Source organism: Proteiniclasticum ruminis (assembly GCF_900115135.1).
Taxonomy (GTDB): Bacteria; Bacillota; Clostridia; order Clostridiales; family Clostridiaceae; genus Proteiniclasticum; species Proteiniclasticum ruminis_A.
On the sequence record NZ_FOVK01000001.1, the window covers coordinates 880,196 to 903,189 of the forward strand.

18 protein-coding genes, 1 other RNA gene and 1 riboswitch are annotated in these 22,994 nt (G+C 42.3%); of the genes, 4 read left to right on the forward strand and 15 right to left on the reverse strand.

The window, feature by feature from the left end; translation table 11 throughout:
• Window positions 1-266: 266 nt before the first annotated feature.
• The 11 genes from BM243_RS04115 to BM243_RS04165 all read right to left on the reverse strand — a co-directional run bounded on the left by BM243_RS04115 (window position 267) and on the right by BM243_RS04165 (window position 12,754).
• Window positions 267-977 (reverse strand): MgtC/SapB family protein, encoded by a 711-nt coding sequence (locus tag BM243_RS04115; protein WP_177213453.1) that lies wholly within the window; start codon window positions 975-977, stop codon window positions 267-269.
• 101 nt (window positions 978-1,078) lie between these two features.
• Entirely contained in the window at window positions 1,079-1,870 is a 792-nt protein-coding gene (locus tag BM243_RS04120; protein WP_074910691.1) for an HAD-IIA family hydrolase, read from the reverse strand.
• A gap of 12 nt (window positions 1,871-1,882) precedes the next feature.
• Window positions 1,883-3,169 (reverse strand): TRAP transporter large permease, encoded by a 1,287-nt coding sequence (locus BM243_RS04125; protein WP_074910694.1) that lies wholly within the window; start codon window positions 3,167-3,169, stop codon window positions 1,883-1,885.
• A complete protein-coding gene (locus BM243_RS04130) occupies window positions 3,169-3,693 on the reverse strand; it encodes a TRAP transporter small permease (RefSeq protein WP_074910697.1) in 525 nt (174 codons plus the stop codon). The genes BM243_RS04125 and BM243_RS04130 overlap by 1 nt, the downstream gene beginning before the upstream one ends.
• Before the next feature lie 95 nt (window positions 3,694-3,788).
• Window positions 3,789-4,820, reverse strand: coding sequence for a C4-dicarboxylate TRAP transporter substrate-binding protein (locus BM243_RS04135; RefSeq protein ID WP_074910700.1), 1,032 nt, complete (start codon window positions 4,818-4,820; stop codon window positions 3,789-3,791).
• A gap of 235 nt (window positions 4,821-5,055) precedes the next feature.
• A complete protein-coding gene (locus tag BM243_RS04140) occupies window positions 5,056-6,036 on the reverse strand; it encodes an RnfABCDGE type electron transport complex subunit D (RefSeq protein ID WP_074910703.1) in 981 nt (326 codons plus the stop codon).
• A gap of 1 nt (window position 6,037) precedes the next feature.
• A complete protein-coding gene (gene rsxC, locus BM243_RS04145) occupies window positions 6,038-7,360 on the reverse strand; it encodes an electron transport complex subunit RsxC (RefSeq protein ID WP_207646159.1) in 1,323 nt (440 codons plus the stop codon).
• A gap of 192 nt (window positions 7,361-7,552) precedes the next feature.
• Complete coding sequence (locus BM243_RS04150) at window positions 7,553-8,101, reverse strand: 4Fe-4S single cluster domain-containing protein (protein WP_207646160.1); 549 nt, start codon at window positions 8,099-8,101, stop codon at window positions 7,553-7,555.
• Window positions 8,094-10,373, reverse strand: a complete 2,280-nt coding sequence (locus BM243_RS04155; protein ID WP_074910711.1) for an anaerobic ribonucleoside triphosphate reductase — start codon at window positions 10,371-10,373, stop codon at window positions 8,094-8,096. The genes BM243_RS04150 and BM243_RS04155 overlap by 8 nt, the downstream gene beginning before the upstream one ends.
• Window positions 10,374-10,629: 256 nt before the next feature.
• Window positions 10,630-10,698: riboswitch (adenosylcobalamin-variant (AdoCbl-variant) riboswitch) on the reverse strand.
• Window positions 10,699-10,893: 195 nt separating this feature from the next.
• On the reverse strand, window positions 10,894-12,198 hold the full coding sequence (locus BM243_RS04160) for a DEAD/DEAH box helicase (protein WP_074910714.1): 1,305 nt from the start codon (window positions 12,196-12,198) through the stop codon (window positions 10,894-10,896).
• Window positions 12,199-12,520: 322 nt separating this feature from the next.
• On the reverse strand, window positions 12,521-12,754 hold the full coding sequence (locus tag BM243_RS04165; protein WP_074910716.1) for a hypothetical protein: 234 nt from the start codon (window positions 12,752-12,754) through the stop codon (window positions 12,521-12,523).
• 207 nt (window positions 12,755-12,961) lie between these two features.
• On the opposite strand from BM243_RS04165, the gene ssrA reads away from it, so the two are divergent.
• Window positions 12,962-13,312: a transfer-messenger RNA gene (ssrA, locus tag BM243_RS04170) on the forward strand.
• A 107-nt stretch (window positions 13,313-13,419) separates the two neighbouring features.
• Here ssrA and BM243_RS04175 read toward each other — a convergent pair.
• Window positions 13,420-14,262, reverse strand: coding sequence for a helix-turn-helix domain-containing protein (locus BM243_RS04175; protein WP_242943508.1), 843 nt, complete (start codon window positions 14,260-14,262; stop codon window positions 13,420-13,422).
• A 168-nt stretch (window positions 14,263-14,430) separates the two neighbouring features.
• Between BM243_RS04175 and BM243_RS04180 the strand changes: the two genes are divergently transcribed.
• The 3 genes from BM243_RS04180 to BM243_RS04190 all read left to right on the forward strand — a co-directional run bounded on the left by BM243_RS04180 (window position 14,431) and on the right by BM243_RS04190 (window position 17,531).
• Complete coding sequence (locus BM243_RS04180; protein WP_074910721.1) at window positions 14,431-15,798, forward strand: MFS transporter; 1,368 nt, start codon at window positions 14,431-14,433, stop codon at window positions 15,796-15,798.
• Between the two features lie 12 nt (window positions 15,799-15,810).
• Window positions 15,811-16,632 (forward strand): creatininase family protein, encoded by an 822-nt coding sequence (locus tag BM243_RS04185; RefSeq protein WP_074910724.1) that lies wholly within the window; start codon window positions 15,811-15,813, stop codon window positions 16,630-16,632.
• A gap of 254 nt (window positions 16,633-16,886) precedes the next feature.
• Window positions 16,887-17,531, forward strand: coding sequence for a GDSL-type esterase/lipase family protein (locus BM243_RS04190; protein ID WP_074910726.1), 645 nt, complete (start codon window positions 16,887-16,889; stop codon window positions 17,529-17,531).
• 40 nt (window positions 17,532-17,571) lie between these two features.
• Here the strand turns inward: BM243_RS04190 and rnr are convergent, their stop codons facing one another.
• The 3 genes from rnr to BM243_RS04205 form a co-directional block, all read right to left on the reverse strand.
• Window positions 17,572-19,689 (reverse strand): ribonuclease R, encoded by a 2,118-nt coding sequence (rnr, locus tag BM243_RS04195; RefSeq protein WP_074910729.1) that lies wholly within the window; start codon window positions 19,687-19,689, stop codon window positions 17,572-17,574.
• Window positions 19,690-19,895: 206 nt separating this feature from the next.
• Window positions 19,896-21,917 carry a sodium-translocating pyrophosphatase gene (locus BM243_RS04200; RefSeq protein ID WP_074910732.1) on the reverse strand — a complete coding sequence of 674 codons (2,022 nt, stop codon included), beginning with the start codon at window positions 21,915-21,917 and terminating at the stop codon, window positions 19,896-19,898.
• Between the two features lie 48 nt (window positions 21,918-21,965).
• Entirely contained in the window at window positions 21,966-22,946 is a 981-nt protein-coding gene (locus tag BM243_RS04205; RefSeq protein ID WP_074910735.1) for an alpha/beta hydrolase, read from the reverse strand.
• Between the last annotated feature and the right edge of the window lie 48 nt (window positions 22,947-22,994).

A 22,994-nucleotide genomic window follows, 5' to 3' on the forward strand; every position in this document is an offset into this window, starting at 1 on the left:
TCCTGTCTTCTGGCCACAACTCCATATGGCACTGTGCAATCAAATGGTATCTGATTTCTGTTCTATTCTATCGTAACTCTAGGGGAAAATCTATGACTTCCAGGTTATTTTCACTTTTTCATCAGATTATCTTCATGAACTTCATACTTTTTGAACTGAAAAACAAGAACCAGTTTAAAAGCTACTCCTTTGAAACTGGTTCCTGTTTGATCTCATCTTTTTGTATTGTCTGGACTGCTGGTATTACCTTTTATGATCAGAAGAGACTAATCCTCTGTGACCTTTCGTATTTCCAATATACTGTCATTATAGGACAAATCCCGCATTACTTTGAGTATATCGAGAGACTTTGGTAAATTCAGTGTATATATACACCCTTTCACGCCTTCGCCAGAACCTCTAATAAAATCCATATCGATGACGTGTATGTTCTTCGTATCAAAATAGGTGTCTATAAACTCAATGGTCTTTGATTTCTTAGTGAACTCCACTTCAAGCTTGATGTTTTTTCCACTATGAAACAGTCTGTCCTGAATTTTCTTCAGGGAGATCAGCACAATGACACAGATTACAAGGGCTGCCATGCTGATGATGTAATATCCGTAACCGATGGCTAGACCCAGACAAGCTACCAGCCAGAGTGTTGCTGCTGTAGTCAGCCCTTTAATGGATCCTTTGGTATGTATGATTGTGCCCGCTCCAAGAAAACCGATTCCACTGATCACTTGTGCAGAAAGTCTTCCATAATCCGCTCTAAGAATGTCCTGGAGCCTGCTGTCTTGTAGAACCCTCTGAATGATCTCTTCATTCATGGTTGCCTGAATCAGCGCAATAACGCAAGCGCCAATACATACCAGTATATGGGTCCTGAAGCCCGCTGGACGGTTTTTATACTCTCTCTCATATCCAATGAGCCCTCCTGCGAAAACTGCGATTCCAAGCCTGAAAAGCACTTCTCTATAATCTATCTCAATCACCTCCTGCTCGTATTTTATCTCTGGTTCAGTTCATCTAAACCTTTACATTCTGGTTTATATAGAAGGTCTCCCTATCTTCATAAGGAGACCTCCTCAGTGTATTAAAGATCTTGTATCATATATTTCACTGATGGAAAAGAAAAATCAGCTCGAATTGGACTGGCTTCATAATCTTCAGTTTTGGTCTCTCCAGAGAAAACAACCACAGCCGTTATGCCTGCATTGATTCCAGTTTGAACATCTGTATAGAGGCGGTCACCCACCATGACCATTCCAGATTTATCAAGACCATATTTGTCTGCAATGCTTTCCACTACCTCTTTATTGGGCTTTCCAATAACCTTAGGCTTTTTCCCAGTGGATGCTTCAATAAGAGCTGCCATAGCGCCCGCATCCGGCATAAAAGCATCGTTTGGCAACGGACAGTTGAAGTCAGGGTGAGTCGCAATATACTCTACTCCAGCCGCAATATACTCGCATGCTCCCCAAAGCTTTTCATAGGTGAGCGTTGTATCGAATCCAAGCACCACATAATCCACTTCCTGGTGTCTTTCTTTCACCAGCTGAAAGCCTTCCATCTCAAATTCCTCTTCCAGAGCAGGCGTCCCCAGCAAATAGATTCTGGCACCTTCCTTCTTTCTCTTGAGGTATCTTGTAGTGGCTTCCCCTGATGTGAAGATGTCTTCCTTGTCCGCATGAATTCCAAGCCTACCTAATTTTTCCACATACGAGAGTTTATTTTTCGACGAGTTGTTCGTGAGAAAAATATATCTCTTTCCCTTCTCCTTGATGGTCTCAAGAAAATCCAGAGCACCGTCTATCAGTTCATTTCCCAGGAAAATCGTACCGTCCATATCAAGAAGAAAAGTCTCTTTATCTTTTAATCTATGCAAAACATTTCTCCTTTAATTGAATAAGTTATAGGTGAACAGTGCAACTCCTTCAGAGTAAGTAATAAGGAGCAGTACCGCAATAAGTGCAATAATAAATGGCCATACTTCTTTTAGGAAGTCTTCCAGCTTTAGCCCTACAATGGTGCATACCGTAAACATCATGGAACCAAAAGGCGGTGTCAAACCTCCAATCATGATATTAACAATAAAAATCATACCAAAATGAATTGGATCAATCCCAAAGGATACAACAGCCGGTACTAGAAGTGGTGCAAGTATTACAAGTGCTGCGCCACCTTCCAGGAACATTCCAATAAACAGAAGAAGTGCATTAATAACCAAAAGAAGTACAATCGGACTGTCCGTCATATTCATGAGGAACTCCGTAATCATCTGAGGGATTCTTTCTAATGTCAGATAATATCCAAATACTTTAGCACTTGCAATAATAGCCATTACTCCACCGGTACCTTTTACAGTATCCATAAGAATAACAGGGATATGCTCCAGCTTAAGCTCTTTATAAACAAAGAATCCAACAATCACTGAGAAGAATACTGCAACGGCTCCTGCCTCAGTAGGTGTGAACATCCCCATTCTCATACCCATAATAATTACGAATGGAATAACAAGGGCCCAGATTGATTTGATAAACTGTCTGAGAATTTCACCAATACTAGCCATTTTTTGTCTTTGAGGAGTATAGTTACGCTTTGCTGAAATGATATGAACTGCAATCATAAGCGCAATCGTCATAAGGATACCCGGCATATAAGCTGCAAGGAACATATCTCCTACGGTCACATTCGCAATCAGCGCATATAGAATCAGATTGGTTCCAGGAGGAATAACTGGGCTGATGGCTGATGATGCTGCGGTAATCGCTCCGGAAAATGGTAGAGAAAACCCTTTCTTTACCATTTCAGGAACAAGGATTTTAGATTGCATCGCTGCATCTGCGTTCGCTGAACCAGAAATACCACCCATGAACGCACTAAGCAGAACATTTACTTGAGCAAGTCCTCCTTTTGTATGACCTACAAGAACATTGGCGAAATCCATCATCGCACCTGATATTCCTGAATAGTTCATGACAGAACCCATCATGACAAAGAAAGGCACTGCCAGATATGGGAAAGATTCAACTGCTGTTACATACTGCTGAATCACCATTTCTGTAGGCATTGAGTTATTAATGAAAATAAAATAAAAAAGTGATGATCCTATCAGCGAAAACGCAACAGGAATGTTCATGAAAAATAATACAAAGAGAACTATAACCGGTAATAACGCTTCCATTACTCTTCTACCCCCTGATCCTCTGGATCACCAATTTCCAGTTTGACATCCCTCTTCAGGAATACTTTTCTAATGCTCTGCACCAGGAAGTAAATAGAGTAGATGGTGATTAATCCGAACGAAATTACAATGGCAACATATATGAACTTATAAGATAACTCCAAAGCTGCAGTAATCTTTGTGGAATTCATAAAGTAAAGGAAACTAAGGTAAAACATAGTTCCTGATAATACTGTCACTACACTTGAAGTAATCATCAGAACTATTGGCTGATATTTATCTGGAACCAGATTGGTCAGAACTTCAATTCCAATAAGTCCTTTGGTCTTATATGCAGACGCAAGCCCCAGAAAAATTACCCAAACAAATGCTCCAACCGCTACTTCTTCCGTCCAGTTGAAAGTAAATCTTAAAAAATATCGGGTAAAAACATTAATAAGTACAAGAACCGAGGTGATGCTTAAGAAAACTGAACCAATAATCAGTTCAAAATGAACAAAAAAATTACGTAAATGCCCTTTCATCGTATCCTCCTATTAAACTTAAATTTAAATGCCTAAAATTTTCAATAGCATTCCCCTGATCACAGAGGAATGCTATGAAAACTACTATTCAGCTATTACTGTCCAGCTTTAATCTTGTTCAGTTCCTCTATGATTTTTTCATAGATGCCAGGTGTCCACTGCGGGAACTTTGTGTATACTGGCTCTGCAGCCTTCAGGAATGCTTCCGCATCAACTTCATGGAAGTTCACGCCTTCAGCTTTCAGAAGTTCTGCAAACTCGGATTCTGCCTTGATTGTCTCATCCAGGTTGTCCTGCATGCCCTTTTCAAACTCTTCAGAAATAATAGTTCTCTGTTCTTCGGTCAGTTCATCCCAAAGCTTTGTGGAAAGAACAACTGCAGATACACCAAGAAGGTGGTTCGTCAGAGAGTATTCTTTCACGTTTTCATACTGCTGTGTTCCATAGTAAGTCATGATGGAACCTTCAACACCGTCGATAACACCCTGCTGAATTGCAGCATAGGTATCTGGATATGGCATGGAAACAGGGTTTCCTCCCATAGCTTCGATGGTGTAAGTATACAGCTGGCTTGTGGGAACGCGGATGTTAAGACCTTTCATGTCTTCTGGGCTCTTGATTGGCTTCTTGGTCATCATGCTTCTGAAACCAAACACCCAATCCAGTGAAAGCACCTTAGCACCATGCTCTTCTTCCAGCTTCTTGTTCATATCCTGAACCAGTGGAGTTTTTGTCATAGCAAAATACTCATCAAATGTTGTGTACAGGAATGGTCCTGTTACAGCATTGTAGTCTGGCACGTAGTCACCAAGGAAGTTTACACCATCCACCAGGATCCAGTCTGCACCGGAGACAACCTGCTCCATACCATCTTTACCGATTGGAAGAATTCCACCGGTGAAAAGCTTCAGTTCCAGAGAACCGTTACTTCTCTCATTTACTGCCTCTACTACTTTTTTCAGCGAGATGGCGGTCTGCTCATCGTCTACAAACTTAGTGCTGACGGTGATCTCTTTTTTCTTTGGTGCTTCAGTTCCTGTGCCTGATTCACCTTCATTCTTTGCGCCACAAGCAACAATTGTTGTAGCCATCAGAACGGTTGCAATGAGTGTTGCAATTTTCTTCATATAGTACCCCCTAATTTTTGTTTGAAACCATATAAAAGCACTGAAGCAATAAGTACCTCAGTACTGATAACGATTTCCTGTTCATTGTTAATTCATAATAGCATAATGTTAAATCCATGTAAAGCTTTAAATTGATGCTTTATTTTATAAATTTATAGTGGTAAAATAAAGGATTATTTCATCAGAAAAAAAGTCCATGGAATCTCCTGTACTGGGACTCCATGGACTTTTTTTCTTATTGTCTGTTCCACTTCACTTTCGGTCTTTCCTTGTGACCATAAATTCTAGGCATGAACTTTTGATCAATGAATGGCGCAAGACCATTCATAATGAGAATTGCAAATCCAACGCCTCCCGGATAGGTGAAAAAGAACCTGAAAAGCGCTGTCAACACACCAGCCCCTACGGCAAAGACAGTCTTGCCTTCGGGAGTCAGAGCCCCTGAGCTGTAGTCCGTCGCCATATAGGTAGCACCGAAGAACAAGGTGCCCGAAAGCGCATGGGACATCATAAACTCAAAATTGAAGGAAGAAAAAATTCCCATGAGGAGCGTTGTGGTTAAAATGTAGAGCACGGGTATTTTCGGATTGATGATTCTTCTTAAGATCAGATAGAGCATCCCCAAGAGAATCAGTGCTTTACTGGTTTCTCCCACATTTCCCCCAAGATTGAATCCGAAAAACAGATCCCTGAGACCTGGAACCATATCCGGTACGGAGGTTACACCCCCACCGATGTATTCCAGCGGAGTAGCAGAGGAAACGGCATCAGGTCCCGGAAGGACCCAATTGGTAATCCATGGAGAGAAAAACGCCTTCAGCATGACTCTCGCTGCTACAGCCGGATTAAACACATTTCTTCCGATTCCTCCACCAAACTGCTTTACCACGACGATGGCGAAGACGGATCCGACGACAACACTCCACCATGGAGCGCTGACCGGAAGGCTTAGACCAAGAAGAGCACCTGTCACGAGAGCACTTCTGTCTTGAATGGTGATTTTCTTGTAGGTCCATTTCTGATAAAGATATTCACTGAGCACTGAAGTTCCCATCCCCAAAGCAATCATCAGGATTACTTTGGGTCCGAAAAAATATATGGCTCCAGCTGCAGGAAAGATCAGGGCAATGAGCACCTCTGTCATAATCTGAGCTGTGGTTCTTGGCGTTCTGATATGAGGTGAAGCTCCATGTTTCAATTTTTTCAGAAGTTCCATCTTAAGCCCCCTCCTTTTTCTTCTCATCCAATGTTCGGATGGCCGCCTTGGCATCTCTGATGTTCTGCAGCAGAGGAATTTTGGATGGACAAATATAGGTGCAGTTACCACATTCAATACAGTCCATGGCTCCTAAGGCCCGAGCCTTTTCCAAATCTCCCCGTCTGTACGCCTCACTGATAAGTACGGGCTGAAGGTTCACTGGGCAGACATGAATGCATTCCGCACATCTGATGCAGTCACTTTCTTCTCCGATTCTGGACTCTTTCTCATTGAGTGCCGTAATGGCAGTCATAGCCTTCATCACAGGTATTTGCAGGTCTGAGAGGGTTCTTCCCATCATTGGCCCTCCACTTAATAGCTTCTCAGGGGACTTTATAAAGCCTCCACAATCCTTCAAAAGGCTCTCCACTGGCGTTCCGATCCTTACCAGAAGATTCTTTGGACTTATCACTGGAGTGCCTGAGACAGAAACCACTCGTTCATAGAGCGGCTCTTTGAACGCTGCAGCCCGGTAAGAGGCTCTTACGGATGAAACATTCATCACAACGCATCGGACTTCCGCAGGAAGCCCGCCAGGCCTTACCTCTCTACCTGTAAGAAGCTTGATGAGATTCTTTTCAGATCCTCTGGGATACATGGTCTTCATTGGCACTACCCGTAGATTGGAAAGGTGCGCACCTGCATTCTCAACCGCTAATATGGCATCTTTTTTGTTATCCTCTATGGCTACATACACATTCTGAAGTTTCGGGAAAAGATTCGATACTGTCTCAATTCCTTTGATAATCTCTTCTGTATACTCGAGCATCACCCGGTGGTCTGAGGTGGAATATGGCTCACATTCTGCTCCATTGATGATCAGCGTGTCAATGACACTGCCTTTGGGAGGATTCAGTTTCACTGCTGTTGGAAAAGCAGCTCCACCCATGCCTACGATGCCTGCTTTCTGAATTCTTTCCAGTATGAGTGCAGCCTCTGTGATCTGCTCTGCTTCTATTCTAATCTCTGCACTCAGCGTATCAAGACCGTCATTTTCCACTACGACGCAGTCTGATAAACCATTTAAAGTCGGTCTTTTTTCAATAGCTATGACTGTTCCGGATACGGAGGCATGCACATTGGCCGAAATCATCCCCGGAGCTTTCGCAAGAAGGGTACCGATATGCACTCTGTCACCGACGGATACCACAGGTACTGCGGGTGCTCCAATATGCATGGACATCGGATAGATCAGTTGCTTTGGAATCGTTGCTTGTTCAATGGGTAACCCATTTGTTCTATCCTTCATCTCATTTGGGTGACTGCCCCCATGCTTTCCCATAAAAAATAACCTCATGAAATCATTCCTTTCAAAAGTTCCCTGGAGTCATGATGTTCATCAAAACCCATCTATTCTTAGTATATTATATTTCACCTAAGAGAGGAGATAATTCACAGATAATTCAAAAAATCTCTCCAATGGGAAAGCCCTTCTCCGATTTTAGAAGAAGGGCTCTCTGTAAACAGTACAGTTTTATGCTCTTATGAGATGCAGCAAGGAGTCTCCCTTCTTGCTGAGTGATATGATTTTCTGATTGGCGCTGCCAATAAAAGGTCTGTCTAATGTTCTTTCATCCATTATAAAAGGCCCGTCTACAAGAAGATCCGTTTCTTGGAGAAGTTTCTTCACGGAAGGAGTTTTCATCTGGAGCTTTAACAGCTCCTCATGGGTGTAGCCCGTATACGTAATCACATTTCCTCCAAGCTTATGAATCTCCTCTCCAAGAAAAGCCAAGACTTCTCCCTGCAGAAATGGTTCTCCTCCAGATATGGTTATGCCGGCTGCTCCACTGTTCTTGTATGCATTCACAATCTCGGAAGTACCAATGAGTTTTCCGCCTTCTACACTGTGTGTTTCAGGATTATGACATCCTTTGCAGTTGTGCACACATCCTTGGGTAAAAACTACAAACCGAAGGCCCGGTCCATCTACAATGGACTCCTCAATGATTCCAGAGATTCTGATCATCTTTTCATCTGAATCTGTCTTCAACCGGTAATTTTGTGATAGTCTATCAGACATGTTTCACTCTTTCCTTCACTTCCGATCGCTTAGCATCATTGAAACGGTCTAGCGTACCTACGAGATACCCGGTGATTCTTCTGATTCGTTCAAAAGGAAGCTCCAGTGTTTCTACTCTATGGCATTTTGGACAGCTGTCGCCAATCACTCCCTGATATCCACAAACCGGGTCCCGATCCAAAGGATGGTTGATGGAACCATATCCTACCCCTTGGTTCTTCATATGTCTGATGATCATTTCCATAGCAGAAGGATTAAACCTGGCATTTCCATCCAGCTCCACATAGGTGATATGTCCTGCATTGGTAAGCTCGTGATACGGTGCTTCCAATGAAATCTTCTTTAAGGACCCAATGGGGAAATATACTGGTACATGGAAAGAGTTTGTATAAAACTCATGATTTGTGATTCCAGGAAGACATCCAAATCTCTTTCGGTCGATGTTTACAAATCTTCCTGAAAGACCTTCAGCAGGTGTTGCCAGAAGAGTGTAGTTCAGCTTTTCTTTTGAAGCTCTCTCATCACACTTACTTCTCATAAAGCGGATGATCTCAAGACCAAGATCCTGTGATGCCTCCTCTTCTCCATGATGGGTTCCACGTAAAGCAACCAAGGTCTCCGCAAGACCGATAAATCCAACTGAAAGAGTGCCATGCTTGAGAATCCTGTCAATTTCTTCTTCTGCACCAAGGGTTTCAGAGTCAATCCAGACACCTTCTCCCATGAGGAACGGATAATTCTCCACTCTCTTTCTTTTCTGTATCTCAAAACGGTGTCGAAGCTGTCTGAAGCAAAGTTCCATTCTATCTTCCAGAAGTGCATAGAATTTCTCCAACGATCCTTCTGCCATGATCCCGATTCTGGGCAGATTAATGGACGTAAAACTGAGATTCCCTCTACCTTTTGTCACTTCCCTTTCCGGATCAAAAACATTCCCCATTACTCTTGTTCTGCACCCCATATAGGATACTTCAGTGTTGTCGTCTCCTTCTCTATAATACTTGAGATTAAAAGGCGCATCCAAGAAACTGAAGTTCGGGAAGAGTCTCTTGGAAGACACTTCAATGGCTCTTTGGAAAAGATCATAGTTAGGATCCAAGGCTTCACTGCTGATTCCTTCTTTTACCTTGAAAATCTGGACTGGGAAAATTGGTGTTTCTCCATTTCCAAGCCCATCTTCCGTAGCCTGAAGAATCATACGGATAACAAGTCTTGCTGCCGGTGTGATTCCAGTGCCATAATTGATGGAACTGAACGGTACCTGTGCTCCCGCTCTGGAGTTCATGGTATTGAGATTATGAATCAGTGACTGCATAGCCTGATAGGTGGAACGTTCGATCTTTCTTCTGGCAAGGTTGAGAAATTTCCATTCAAATGAGGATACATCCCCAGCTTGCTCCAGCCCAGCCAGATAGTTGTGAAAATCATTATAACTTTCAAACTCTGGAAGAGCACCTTTATCCTCAAAACTTCCAAGAAAGAGCTCTTTTTCTTCTCTAAGGTCTTTCATGATCTTTTGGAATGACTTTTCTACCCCCTTGGCCATGGCATTATCAAAATTTGGGATAGACTGTCCGCCGTGCATTTCATTCTGATTGGCCTGAAGCGCTATGCAAGCAAGAGCAGCATAGCTTTCAATGCTTTGAGGTTCTCTTAAAACTCCATGTCCTGTAGAAAAGCCCCCCTTGAACAGTTTATCCAGATCAATCTGACAGCAGGTTTCGGTAAGAAGATAGAAATCCTTGTCATGAATATGGATATCACCCTCTTCATGGGCTTTTGCCATTTCTTTGGGCAGTACATAATGGTCGATAAAATATTTTGAAGACTCCGAACCATACTTCAGCATCATCCCCATGGCGGTATTTCCATCCACATTGGCATTTTCCCGTTTGCCATCATCTGATGCCGCATCTGTATAGGATAGTTTTTTGAATCTTTCCATGAGATAGTCTCGACTCTCACGTAAGCTTGCTCTCTCGCTTCTATACAAAGTGTACGCCTTCGCGGTCCTGTACACTCCTTCCTGCATCAGTATAAGCTCAACCAGGTCCTGAATTTTTTCCACTTCGGGCATTACTTCAGTATCTAAAGAAGATACGACAAGGTTTGTCAAGTAATCCAGTTTATCCCCAGTAAGCATTTCTTCAGGCACTTCACGGTTCGCCTTTTCTATGGCTTCTCTTATTTTAAAATAGTCGAAAGGAACTGTGCTTCCATCTCTTTTTCTGATTTCTCTTGGTGTCCATAAAGGTGTACTATTATTAACCATCTCGTTTCCCCATTTCTAAATTTTTAACACACTTTGTATCATAACATGATTCCATCGTATGTATTTTCTGATTTCATCTGGTTTCCTATAAGAAATCCCAAATGAATGTCTCCATGTCTGTATGTCTGTATGTGAGCGCAGAATCAGCATCTTTTTTCTGCATCACCTCTCTTTCCATAAAATAAAAAGAACCTGGCAACGCCAAGTTCAAATCCTACAAAAATCTGATTTTGCTTGACGCGAGCTGTGCATACCTCTGATAAAGGATCGGACTATAACCGTTGCGCGACAGTGCTGGAATCTCACCAGACTTCACTTTCATCAGACACATATTTACTTTATACACTACCATACCCTCATTGAAAGCACAATCCTTGAAACTTCTTTGAGACTGCTCTGCCCTTGCACAATAGCTCTTCTGATCTTCCTTCCTATGAGCAGAAAAAAGGAGCGACCCCAAAGAAAGCAGGTCTGCTCCAGCATCTATTTCTTCTCTATGAAGGTTCGCAGTTTTTCAACACTATACTGCTTTTTTATTTTTTGATGGGCTTTTTTTATATCCAGTCTTGTTTACCTGACTCTTCTTCGAAAAACTCTGTGAAGACTGGTTTACTCCTGATTTATGCTTCTGTTTCTGCTGATTCTGTTTTTGGTCCACAGGTTTTGTCTGTGCATCCACAGTATCGAGAATCTCCAGTGGATACTTATGGTCTTTCACTTCAGGAATCCTTTTGCTGATCAATTTTTCAATATCCCTCAAAAGATTTACCTCTGCAACATCACAAAAGGAGATGGCAATGCCTCCAAGTCCCGCTCTTCCAGTTCTTCCGATTCTATGGACATAAGTCTCCGGAACTTCAGGAAGATCAAAGAGAATCACATGGGAAAGTTCTTCCACATCTATCCCTCGGGCGGCGATATCCGTCGCTACCAGAATTTTCGTCTCTCGGTCTTTAAAATTCTTCAGCGCCAGCTGCCTTGCTGTCTGTGACTTGTTTCCATGGATGGCCTGAGCTTTATAGTTCATCTTGACAAGAGCTTTCACAATTTTATCCGCTCCATGCTTCGTTCTTGAAAAAACAAGAACACGGTCCATCTCCAGCGTTTCAAGGAGATTGGTCAGCAGATGGATCTTATTCACCTTATTCACTTTATAGACACTCTGTTCTATGGTATCTACCGTTGACGCCACCGGAGTAATGGTGACCTTAGAAGGTTTTGATAAAATTGAGTTTGCCAGCACTTCTATTTCCTTCGGCATGGTAGCTGAGAAGAAAAGTGACTGTCTTTCTGAAGGAAGATGAGTGATGATTTTACGGACATCGTGAAGCATCCCCATATCCAGCATCATATCTGCTTCATCCAGCACAAAATGCTCCACATCTTTCAAAGAAATGAACCTCTGCTGGATCAGATCCAAAAGTCTTCCTGGTGTTGCTACAAGTATATCAATCCCTCTACCCAGCACTTCAGTCTGTGGATTCTGGGATACACCACCAAAAATAACCGTGGTCTTCAGTTTCAGATATTTGCTGTAGGTCTTAAAACTGTCACTGATCTGAATGGCAAGCTCCCTCGTAGGTGCAAGAATCAGTGAACGTATTTTTCTTTTTCCTGAGAAGGTCTGTGTTTGGGACAAAGCTTCCAGAATGGGCAATGCGAAAGCAGCCGTTTTTCCTGTACCTGTCTGTGCACAGCCAAGAAGGTCTTTCCCTTCTAAAAGAAGTGGTATGGACTGTTCCTGGATTGGCGTAGCATAACTGTACTCTGCCTCTTTCAGCGCTTTCTGAATTGGTATGGATAGATTTAAATCGGTAAATAACATAAGTACTCCTTTTTCAGCATCTTATTGTGCTGTAGTAAATATTGCATCTTATAAATTCTGGCAAAATCAGAAAAACCATAAAAAACAGGAACACACAATGCGTTCCTGTACATTGAATCCGATTCATTTCTGATGACCAAAACATAATACTGCAAAGAAGTATACAAATGGTCTCTACCTGAAAAGTTGCTTTTAAAAGTATATCATACTTTTTCATTATTTGCTTGATAATTTTTAGCACAGCTTGTTTCAACCTTAAGTTATAAGGTATTCAGAAAGCATTCCGCAATTTCTGGCAGAGATTTGTCTTCATGAATTGACTCTATTTCCCCTTGGTTCTCATCTTCTCAAAATAATAAATGCCATTAATGATCAGTGCGCCTAAAGCAATGTATGCTGCATAGCTGTCTTTAGCCCCATGTATGGTGTAATACTCCACATAGCTCAGACCACTTTCCAGAGCTTCCTGCCGATAGGATACTTGGGGCCACAAAATCAACCCATAGACAGCAATGGCAAAAACAATGTTCATAACCAGCATTTTTTTCTCTTTCATAACAGCACTCCTTTATTCATATATCTAATACTATAACACGAACCATTTTTTGTAAATTCAAATATTTCTGATATCTATTGCCCTATATTCAATGAAGGCGGTGAAATATAGTACGTGCTGCCGCGGAAAGGCCCCTTCTTTTCTGATTCTCCATATTTTTTATTGATTTTTAAGAAATGCACCGTATAATGTAGTATATACCTTCATGGGGATGTATTGGCTTCGACGGGGGTATGGAGCACTTGATAAGCGAGTAGAAGGAAGCTATGGACCTGCTTTAAAAAACTATGGCGAAAAGATAAACGCAGAAGATAATTTTGCACTAGCAGCTTAGTCTGCTACGTTCTACCTGGGATGTCCGCTGCCTGGGATAGAGCGCCGATTAGCGGAAAAACGAGCCTGAGTAAGCTTTGCCTCAGGAACGGAATAAATGAAGCTACCAACGGCCAAGTCTGCTTGTAAACTAAGCCAGAGGGAATTTTAATTACAAAGCTACACTCGTAGAAAGTCCTGTTCTTCGACTTTCGGACAGGGGTTCGACACCCCTCATCTCCACCACACAAGGTCTAGACCATTTAGGTCTAGACCTTATAATTTTTTGCGGTGAAAAGCACACATCGCTCAATACGTCAGAAGCAAACACTAAGAGTGCTGTAGAAAATGGTTCAGGAAGTCCGGGACTTCATCTGCATGGCTTTTGGAGACATCTTAAAGGTCTTGACAAAAGCTTTGTAGAAGGTAGCGTAATCAGAAAACCCACTCTCATAAGCAACTTCAGAAATATTACGGCCAAGAAGTATCGCATTCTTCGCATGAACAAGCCTTTGCTGAAGTACTGTCTGATAGAACGTCAAGTTATGTTTTTCTTTGAAAAGGTGTGTGATTTTTGACTTACTTACACTAAATATCTCAGACATTCTCTGTAAGGATAAGTCTTCCACATAGTGCTCCTGAATGTAATTAATCATATCTTTCATAAGTTGTGCGCTGTCTTTTTTCTCTACAGTTTTAAGCTTTCTAAAGTACAAAGTTCTGTTCAGATGAACAAGTGTAGAGATAAAAAGCGCTTCGATGGCTGGGGAGCAGCAGATATTATGTTGTACTTTTTCTGAATACATCATAAAGGCAACGGAATGCAGCCCTTGCCAAGTGGCACTTGGTGTTCTAAGTACATAACAGTTCTCTCCGTCCGGAAACTCAAATACTTCCTTGAGCTCTGGATATCTTTCTACAAGGCTCCTCCAGAAGTTTTCTTTGAAGTATACAACAATAGAAGCTTTCCTCTTCTCCATCTCGCCCGAGCCGGATATTTTTATGTCGGTGTTCGCTTTTGTTAAAAGAATATCTCCTTCTTCTAAGGAAAAAAACTGGTGATCATGCATAAAAGAAAAATCGCTGCACTTATTGAACAGCAGTAGATATCTTTCAGTATAAGTCTCCATATTTTCATTCTCAAGTAGAAACTCTTCTAAAGTGCATACGCAAAGGTCTCCGTTTCTTTGGTCCATCTTCACCCTCAATCCTCCATTTCTTCAGTACTCTACTGTACGAAAATTTTGCTATATTTGCAATGTTTTATATGATTATAGCAATTTTTTCAATGTATTCACAGTGTTATATTGTCATGAGAAAATACGTTTTCAGATGATCAACAATAATTACACAAGGAGTACAATATGAAAAAATTTGGTATAAGAGATCAGGTAGGATACCTCTTTGGAGACATGGCCGGAAGTTTTGTGAATCTTTATGTGGATGCTTTTTTTCTTACATTCTGCACCTACGTGCTTGGTGTGAGTCCTTACTTTATGGCTTCCCTTTTCTTGGGTGCAAGACTGTGGGATGCAGTCAATGATCCGATTATCGGTTCATTCCCAGACAGATGGTCCCTTGGAAAATCAGGTGACAAGTTCAAACCCTACATTAAGGTTGCTATGTTTCCCTTGGCATTATCTGTAATGCTCGCATTCTACGATGTCTCTCTATGGTCCGAAACAGCCAAACATATCTGGATAGTTGCTGTTTATGTGTTTTATGGTATGTGCTATACCGGAACTTCAATGCCCTATGGCTCTTTAGTTGCCGTAATCACAGATGATCCAGTAGAACGTACTAAACTTTCCAGAGCACGTTCCTTTGGCGGTCTCATCGTAGGTGCAGGATTCCTCTCTGCAGTCCCACAGTTCATATTCAACAAAGAAGGGCACGTGGTTCCAGAAAACTTTTTCTATATCGGTATTTTATTTGGTGTTCTTTCACTGCTTAGCTACATCCTGACTTTGAAACTCACCACCGAACGAGTTCGCCAGAAAAAAGTGGAAACTGAGAAATTTAATTACAGCAAGGTTCTCAAAAGTGTGCTGAAAAACCGCCCTCTCATCGGAGTGATGGTAGCAACAGTTGGAAGTCTTCTATATATCACTGGAAACAGCCAGCTTGGTGCGTACATTTATAAAGAGTATTATCATGCGCCTCAGCTTCTGACCCTTGTTTCGTTAAGCTCTATTCCCATAATGTTTGTAGCTTTTCCAGTGATACCAAAGCTGTCAGCAAAATACGGAAAGCGGAATCTGATTCTTCTGTCCACCGCAGTAAACTTTGTTTTTTCCTTGTTCTTGCTTATTGTTCCTATAAAAGACGTATATCTTTTCCTGCTTCTATATACTATAAGCAATGTCGGTCAGACGGTATTTATCATGCTGATTTGGGCTTTGGTCACAGATACTTTAGATTATCATGAGTATATTACGGGAGAGAGAAGTGATGGTTCTTTGTTCTCCATTTACACATTCTCTAGGAAAATCGGCTCTACACTGGCCTCAACATTAGCCAGCATGATGCTGGGAATTGTTGGTTTTGTTTCAGGTGCTGCTGCTCAAACTCCAGAGGTTGCAGAAAACATCAGGACTCTTACCACTGCAGTGCCTGTTCTCACCACTCTACTCCAGCTCATTGGAATTGGTCTCATTTTCAACTTATCAAAAGAGAGAATGGATGAGATTCAGCTGGAACTGAAAAATAAACGATTGTCAGCAGCCAACTAAAGGAGGTTTCACATGAGAACTAGAATTTTTTCAAAATTAACCAATTATGAAGCGGAAGCCTACCTGCAAAATAACTCCACCATCATCGTACCAGTGGGAACTGTAGAGATGCACGGAGACTTTCCGCTGGACTGTGAGACGGTGGTTTCTGAAGCCATTGCCTTGAAAATGGCAGAAAAAACAAACTCTGTCATCCTGAACAATCTTCCCTACTTTTACGCAGGTGCTACACTTGCCGGCCGAGGAACTGTCCAAGTAGGAATCCGTGAAGGAATCGATTACCTATTTGCCATCGCAAAATCACTAAAAAGACAAGGATTCAACCGTCAAATCTATCTCAGTTTCCATGGTCCAGCCCACATGACGCTCAGTCCATTGGTGAGAGATTTTTTTGAAGAGACAAAAACGCCCATACTTTTTGTGGATATCATTATGGCTCTTATGAAACACGCAAAAGACCTGATTCCTAATGGAAATTTCTACGATATTTACGTTGGAGCATATAAAATCATGGGAAGACTTGATGACGTTCCATTATGTCCCGATAAAAAGGAGGAACCACTAACTGAGTCATCCGTATCACAGTTCCAGAATGTCTTTTCCCTGGCCTATCAGTCTGCTGCCGTCGGATACTACTTCGGCGAGAAATCAGATCACGCACAAACTCCAGTCATAAGAAACGCTGAACAAAGACAGGAAATGGCAGACCGTGGTGTGAAGATCATAGAAGATCTCGTCGAGAAAATCAATCTTCCTTCTATACTAACCTCATTAGACCAGCTGGACGATTTCTATCATAGTGAAGTGCTGAAAAAATATGGTGAATGGCTTTAAAAAATAGAATATATGGAAGTTTACCACAAAAAGGAAGGAACCCCCTTCCTTTTTACATTTTATCGATGAACCCTTTGCATAGGCTCTTCAACTGAATCATTCATCTGTTGTGTCTGTTTTCCATATCTCTTCCTCGTCAATGAAGTCCAAAATACCAAGAATTAACAAATTAAAATGTTAATAAATATTTAACTTTTACATGTTATGGTGTAAAATATCAGTATCAGTAAAATACCCAAACAGGTGGTGATAAAATGACACTCTATATCATCGGAGACAGCTTGGTTACAGGATTTGGTGTTGCTAACGGCAAAAGTTGGCTGGACCTCGTTCAGCAAGAATCCACTCAGTCACTGATAAATAAAGGTAATGATGGTGATACTACTTCTGATATACTCCTCCGATTACATGAGGATGTTATTTCCCATACTCCGGACACCATGTTCATCCTTGCAGGAACAAATGATGCGTTGGCCGGAAGGACAGCCAATACCATCTATAATAATGTGTTGCAGATCATAAAAGAATGCATCAATTCGGGCATTGTACCGATTATCATTCTTCCTCCATTTATTCATGTGGAAACAGCAGCGAAGCAACATCCTGACTCCAGGGAGTCCTTCGAAAGTGCTTCTACGACACTGAAAAGATACAGAAGGCTCATCGAAGACTATTGTATTGATGAGCGAATCGATACCATTGACTTTAATAAAGCATTCATACTCTCAGACGTGGAACTGGAACCTGAACTGTATTATCTGGATGGGATTCATTTCACAGAAATGGCTCACAAAAAATTTGCAGACAAGTTTTTATATAAATACAATTATATACTGGCTCATAAGAACCCAGCAGACTATATCATCAATTATGATACTGTCATTACCACAGAGAACTGAAAATGAGGACCCGCATCATTGCGGGTCCTCATTTTTTGCATTAGTTTTCTTCTTCTTCAATTTCAAAGAATATTTCACGGGAATCAAGATTCACATTGGCAACAAGCACACGGATTTTTTCTCCAAGGGCATACTTTTTGCCAGTCCTTTCGCCAATGAGCGTCATATACCTTTCATCGTACACATAATAATCATCATAGAGACTGGTTATATGGACCAGTCCCTCAATGGTGCTTGGAAGCTCCACAAAGAGTCCAAAGTTGGTAACAGAAGAAATGATACCCTCAAACACTTCTCCGATGTGCTGCTGCATAAACTCTGCTTTCTTCAGCGCATCCAGTTCACGTTCTGCATCAACTGCTACTCTTTCCATCTCAGATGCCTGTTTCGATGCTTCAGAAACGATGGGAACCAAGGTTCTGACACGTTTTTCATCGATCTTTCCATGCAAGAATTCCTTAATAATCCGGTGAATCATCAGATCCGGATACCTTCTGATGGGCGAGGTGAAATGAGAATAATACGTGGCAGCTAATCCAAAATGGCCAATATTCTCTGGTGCATATCTAGCTTGCATCATACTTCTTAGAAGAAGCTTTGAAAGAACTGGCTCTTCCTTCTTTCCTTCCACCTTCTTCAGCACTTCCTGCAGCGACTTCGGCTGAACACCTGCATAGAGCTTCACTGGATATCCAAGATTATAAGAAAACTCTGTGAAAGCTTTGAGCTTTTCCTCATCCGGCTCCTCATGCACCCTGTAAATAAACGGCATATGAGTCCAGAACATATGCTCAGAAACTGTTTCATTGCAGACAAGCATAAACTCTTCTATGATCTTATTAGAAATCTCACGGGGATACAGAGATACTTCCACTGGTTTTCCCAGCTTATCCAGTTTGATCTTGCTTTCAGGAAAATCAAACTCAATGGCTCCACGCTTTTCTCTCTTCTTTTCAAGGATTCTCTGAAGATCTCTCATGTCTTCAATCATGGGAACAAACTCCTGATATTTAGCAAGGGATTCATTCATCTCTCCCTGAAGCACTTTTGTGACATCCTCGTAGGTTGCCCGGAGCTTTGATTCTATGACAGACTCATAAATTTCATGCTCCACCACTTTACCTTCACCGTCAATGATCATATCACAGCTGAGCGCCAGTTTCGGTTCAAAAGGATTCAGTGAACAAAGGCCATTGGATAGTTTTTCAGGCAGCATGGGTATCACAAGATCCAGAAGATACACAGAAGTCGCTCTTTTAAATGCTTCTTTATCCAGCGGTGTATTTTCCCGAACATAATGGGATACATCCGCAATATGAACACTCAGTTTGTATAAGCCGTTTTCAAGTTTCACCACAGATACCGCATCATCCAGGTCTTTTGCATCTGCGCCGTCGATGGTCATGATTTTCTCACCACGCAGATCCCGTCTTTTGGAAAACTCTTTTTCCTCAGCAGTCTCCGAGAGCGAATCTGTATAGCTGAGCACTTTTGGTGGAAATGCTTCTGGTAGGTTGAATTTTTTAACCACCGTCAGGATGTCTACCCCTTTGTCTCCTTTTTTGCCCAATATCTCTAGGATAATACCTTCGGGATTTCTGCCTTTTTCTGGCCACTTGGTGATTTCCACCACAACCACATCTCCAGTCTCAGCGAAATTACGGTTGCTTTTTGAGATGAAAACATCATGCTGCAGTTTCTGGTCCTCTGGGCTGACAAATCCAAAGGCTTTGGTCTGTTCGTACACTCCGATGATTTTACTGTTTTTTCTTTCCAGAACTTCTAGAATCTCACCTTCTGCTCGTCTTGTTCCTGCATTCTCACGAATGAGCTTCACTTGAACTTTATCTCCGTTCATTGCAGTTTTTAAGGCATTTTCGGGAACAAAAATATCCCCTTTCCCTTCTCCACGGAAAACAAATCCAAATCCTCTCTTGTTCACATCAATTCTTCCCACATAAACGCCATAACGCTCTGGAAGAACAATCTTCTCTTTTTTGATTTTCAGAAGAGAACCTTCTTTTAGAAGCTCCTCCACGGTATTTCTCAGTACTTTTTTCTCCTGTTTCTCAAACCCTAAAACTTGCGCCATCTCATCTATCGTCATAGGACGGTACTGATGGTCACTGACCATGGCCAGTATTTTCTCCACTAACATATATGCCCTCCAATCAATTGGTTTTCTTGCTTTTACTCGTTATCTTTAGTATACAGAAAAAGTGTGAACGATGTTCGATATTTTTTGGAATACTGTATTATACTTCATTATTTTACGAAGTATTTACATGTTTATTCCAGAAATGATCAAAAATACAGAAGTCATCCCGAAAAAAGCCAGGATATACCCGGCTTGGATCTCAGCTTCTATGAAACAATCAGCTTCAGCAATATCCCACCATATTCCACAATGACTGGGGCAAACACAAGTGCGACGATAGACATCAGCTTGATGAGTATATTCATGGAAGGACCGGATGTATCCTTAAAAGGGTCTCCCACAGTATCACCAACGATTCCTGCCGTATGGGCTTCACTTCCCTTTCCTCCATGTTCTCCGGACTCAATATATTTCTTTGCATTGTCCCACGCCCCACCGGCATTGGACATCATAATCGCAAGCAGAACGCCAGTGACAACAGCTCCAGCTATAAGTCCTCCAAGGGTTTCAGCTCCAAGAAGAAGCCCCACCCCCACGGGAATGACAACAGCCAGTATCCCTGGAAGAATCATCTCACGAAGCGCAGCTTTCGTGGAAATGGCTACACATCTGTCATAATCCGGCTTTCCTGAGCCATCCATGATTCCATCAATTTCTCTGAACTGTCTTCTTACCTCCATGACCATTTCATTGGCTGCCTTTCCAACAGAGTTCATGGTAAGTGCAGCAAAGAGAAATGGAAGCATTCCACCGATAAAGAGTCCTACCAGACTCAATGGGTTCAGAAGATTGATGCTGGATAACTCTACACTTTCTGCATAGGAAGCAAAAAGAGAAAGTGCTGTTAGTGCTGCTGATCCAATGGCAAATCCTTTTCCCATGGCAGCCGTTGTATTTCCAACAGAATCCAGCTTATCTGTGATTTCACGCACTTCAGGTGGAAGATCCGCCATCTGTGCAATCCCTCCCGCATTGTCCGCGATGGGTCCATAGGCATCCACTGCAACGGTGATTCCCGTTGTGGACAGCATACCCACCGCCGCTAGAGAAATACCATATAGCCCCATGGTGGCATTCTCATTCCCTCCCATAACAAAGTAAGAGAGAAGCACCCCAAGTACAATCAGCACCGTGGGCACCATGGTTGAAAACATGCCCACGCCTAGACCCGATATGATGTTGGTTGCAGAACCTGTCACTGAATCCAGCGCGATGGTCTTGACACTCCTGAAGTCTGCTGAGGTATAGACTTCCGTGATTCTACCGATTAGAATTCCGATGATAAGACCAGCAGTTACTGCAAAAAATGCATTGTAGGAATCCAGCACTACTTTACTTAAAATAAAGGTGCCCACCATAACAAGAAGGCCTGCTGTATAGGTTCCTGTATTTAGTGCTTTCTGCGGATTTTCTCCGTTGGCCTTTGTCGCTATGATGATGCCTATAATAGAGGCTAGGATGCCTATGGATGAAAGGACCAGTGGAAATACGGCTCCATACTGTTCAAGTACCAGATAGCCAAGGGTTACGGAGGAAATGATGGAGCCCACATAGGATTCAAAAAGATCGGCGCCCATTCCCGCCACATCCCCCACATTATCCCCCACATTGTCCGCTATGACAGCAGGATTTCGGGGATCATCCTCAGGGATATGTGCTTCCACCTTGCCCACAAGATCCGCGCCAACATCGGCAGCTTTCGTAAAGATTCCTCCACCCACTCTGGCAAAAAGTGCGATCGAAGACGCACCCAAGGCAAATCCTGTAAGAGGAATCGCATCCTCTGAAAAGATTGTCAATAAGAACCCGATACCGATAACTCCTAATCCCACGACGCAAAGTCCCATGACTGCTCCACCGGAAAAAGCGATACGAAGCGCTTTATTCTGACTGTGGCGTGCTGCTTCTGCGGTTCGCACATTGGCTTTTGTTGCAACCACCATACCTAAAAATCCGGCTAGGATTGAAAAAACTGCACCCACAAGGAAAGCGAAGGCGGAACGGAGATCCACAGCAAAAATCAGAATAAAAAAAACAGCGGTGATGAACAAACTGAGATATTTGTATTCACTCTTCAGAAAAGCCAAAGCTCCCCTGTGAATGTACTCAGAAATCTCTTTCATTCGTTCAGAACCACTGTCCTGTTTTCTGATGTGCAGCGCCAGCAGCAAAGCCCAGAAAATCGAAAACACCCCAACAACACCCGTCACAAGAAAAACCGTTTCCATAACATACCCCCCATATTATTATGATGAATGAGTTCTCATGTTCCAATTTTATTGTAATTTTTCTAAAAATTCAATAAGTTTATTCAGAAAATCCTCATGAAGAGGTAAATTTTCCATACTGTAGGTGGCAAGATTCCCTTCGCGGTCTTCCGGTGACTCTTTCAGAATGTGGTTCATTCCTTCAATGATTTCCAGTGTTCCGTGAGATGAAGCATGAAAGAGAACAGAAGCGTCTGTCACGGGCACCTGCAAATCTCGATCTCCATGAAGGATTAGTGCTGGCTTATCAATATTCTCCATGAGGCTTTCAGGATCATATGCAAACCAGGAAATGAGATAAGGCTGCACAGAGGGTCTGAAAAGAGAAAACAAAGAAACAGGAACCTTCGGAACCTCGTCTCCATTTTTTAGAGAGGCAACAATAGGTTCTGCAAGGTCCGCCAGATCCTGATCTGCAGATTTCAGCTGATTTAGTATAAGCTCATCTGCAGGTGACGCGGACCCGGAAACAAGAATCAGCCCTTCATAAAGAGACGCCTTCAACATAGCCGCTTCTGCGATCAATGCGCCTTCACTGTGTCCTAAGAGAATGAGTCTGGAAAAACCAAGTGACTTCAGTTCTTCTGAAATCCTCACCACATCCTCGATGGCAAGATCGAAAGTAAGCTCGCTTTCTTTCTTCACAAGACCCTTGCTTTCTCCAATGCCTCGCTTGTCATACCGAAGAGTCGCATATCCATTTTGTGCAAGTGCTTCCGCAAGAAGCCTCAAATGATTGTTTCCTTGAGCCTGAGGGTTGTTACCATTGCGATCTGTAGGTCCTGATCCCGGGACAAGTATCACTACAGCTTCTATGATCTTATCTGCAGGATACATGATAGAACCATGCAGTGTTCCTTCCTGAACCTGCAGCACAAATGGTTCCTCTGGAAAGGCACTTTTCATATCATCTTTTTCTTCCTTGCTACAAGCAGTTAAAGTCAGAAGACTCAAGGCAAACACAGTTAAAACTAATTTCGTTATATTCATACCGTACCTCCCCCAACGCAAAAATGCTGCCCGAAGGCAGCATTCATC

What these genes read in the sequence shown, in the direction of transcription:
- rsxC (WP_207646159.1), bottom strand. Translation starts at nt 7,360, where the DNA reads ATGGGAAAGCATGGGGGCAGTCACCCAAATGAGATGAAGGATAGAACA.
- BM243_RS04130 (WP_074910697.1), bottom strand. Translation starts at nt 3,693, where the DNA reads ATGAAAGGGCATTTACGTAATTTTTTTGTTCATTTTGAACTGATTATT.
- BM243_RS04175 (WP_242943508.1), bottom strand. Translation starts at nt 14,262, where the DNA reads ATGGACCAAAGAAACGGAGACCTTTGCGTATGCACTTTAGAAGAGTTT.
- BM243_RS04180 (WP_074910721.1), top strand. Translation starts at nt 14,431, where the DNA reads ATGAAAAAATTTGGTATAAGAGATCAGGTAGGATACCTCTTTGGAGAC.
- BM243_RS04155 (WP_074910711.1), bottom strand. Translation starts at nt 10,373, where the DNA reads ATGGTTAATAATAGTACACCTTTATGGACACCAAGAGAAATCAGAAAA.
- BM243_RS04190 (WP_074910726.1), top strand. Translation starts at nt 16,887, where the DNA reads ATGACACTCTATATCATCGGAGACAGCTTGGTTACAGGATTTGGTGTT.
- BM243_RS04185 (WP_074910724.1), top strand. Translation starts at nt 15,811, where the DNA reads ATGAGAACTAGAATTTTTTCAAAATTAACCAATTATGAAGCGGAAGCC.
- rnr (WP_074910729.1), bottom strand. Translation starts at nt 19,689, where the DNA reads ATGTTAGTGGAGAAAATACTGGCCATGGTCAGTGACCATCAGTACCGT.
- BM243_RS04200 (WP_074910732.1), bottom strand. Translation starts at nt 21,917, where the DNA reads ATGGAAACGGTTTTTCTTGTGACGGGTGTTGTTGGGGTGTTTTCGATT.
- BM243_RS04125 (WP_074910694.1), bottom strand. Translation starts at nt 3,169, where the DNA reads ATGGAAGCGTTATTACCGGTTATAGTTCTCTTTGTATTATTTTTCATG.
- BM243_RS04165 (WP_074910716.1), bottom strand. Translation starts at nt 12,754, where the DNA reads ATGAAAGAGAAAAAAATGCTGGTTATGAACATTGTTTTTGCCATTGCT.
- BM243_RS04140 (WP_074910703.1), bottom strand. Translation starts at nt 6,036, where the DNA reads ATGGAACTTCTGAAAAAATTGAAACATGGAGCTTCACCTCATATCAGA.
- BM243_RS04150 (WP_207646160.1), bottom strand. Translation starts at nt 8,101, where the DNA reads ATGTCTGATAGACTATCACAAAATTACCGGTTGAAGACAGATTCAGAT.
- BM243_RS04205 (WP_074910735.1), bottom strand. Translation starts at nt 22,946, where the DNA reads ATGAATATAACGAAATTAGTTTTAACTGTGTTTGCCTTGAGTCTTCTG.
- BM243_RS04135 (WP_074910700.1), bottom strand. Translation starts at nt 4,820, where the DNA reads ATGAAGAAAATTGCAACACTCATTGCAACCGTTCTGATGGCTACAACA.
- BM243_RS04160 (WP_074910714.1), bottom strand. Translation starts at nt 12,198, where the DNA reads ATGTTATTTACCGATTTAAATCTATCCATACCAATTCAGAAAGCGCTG.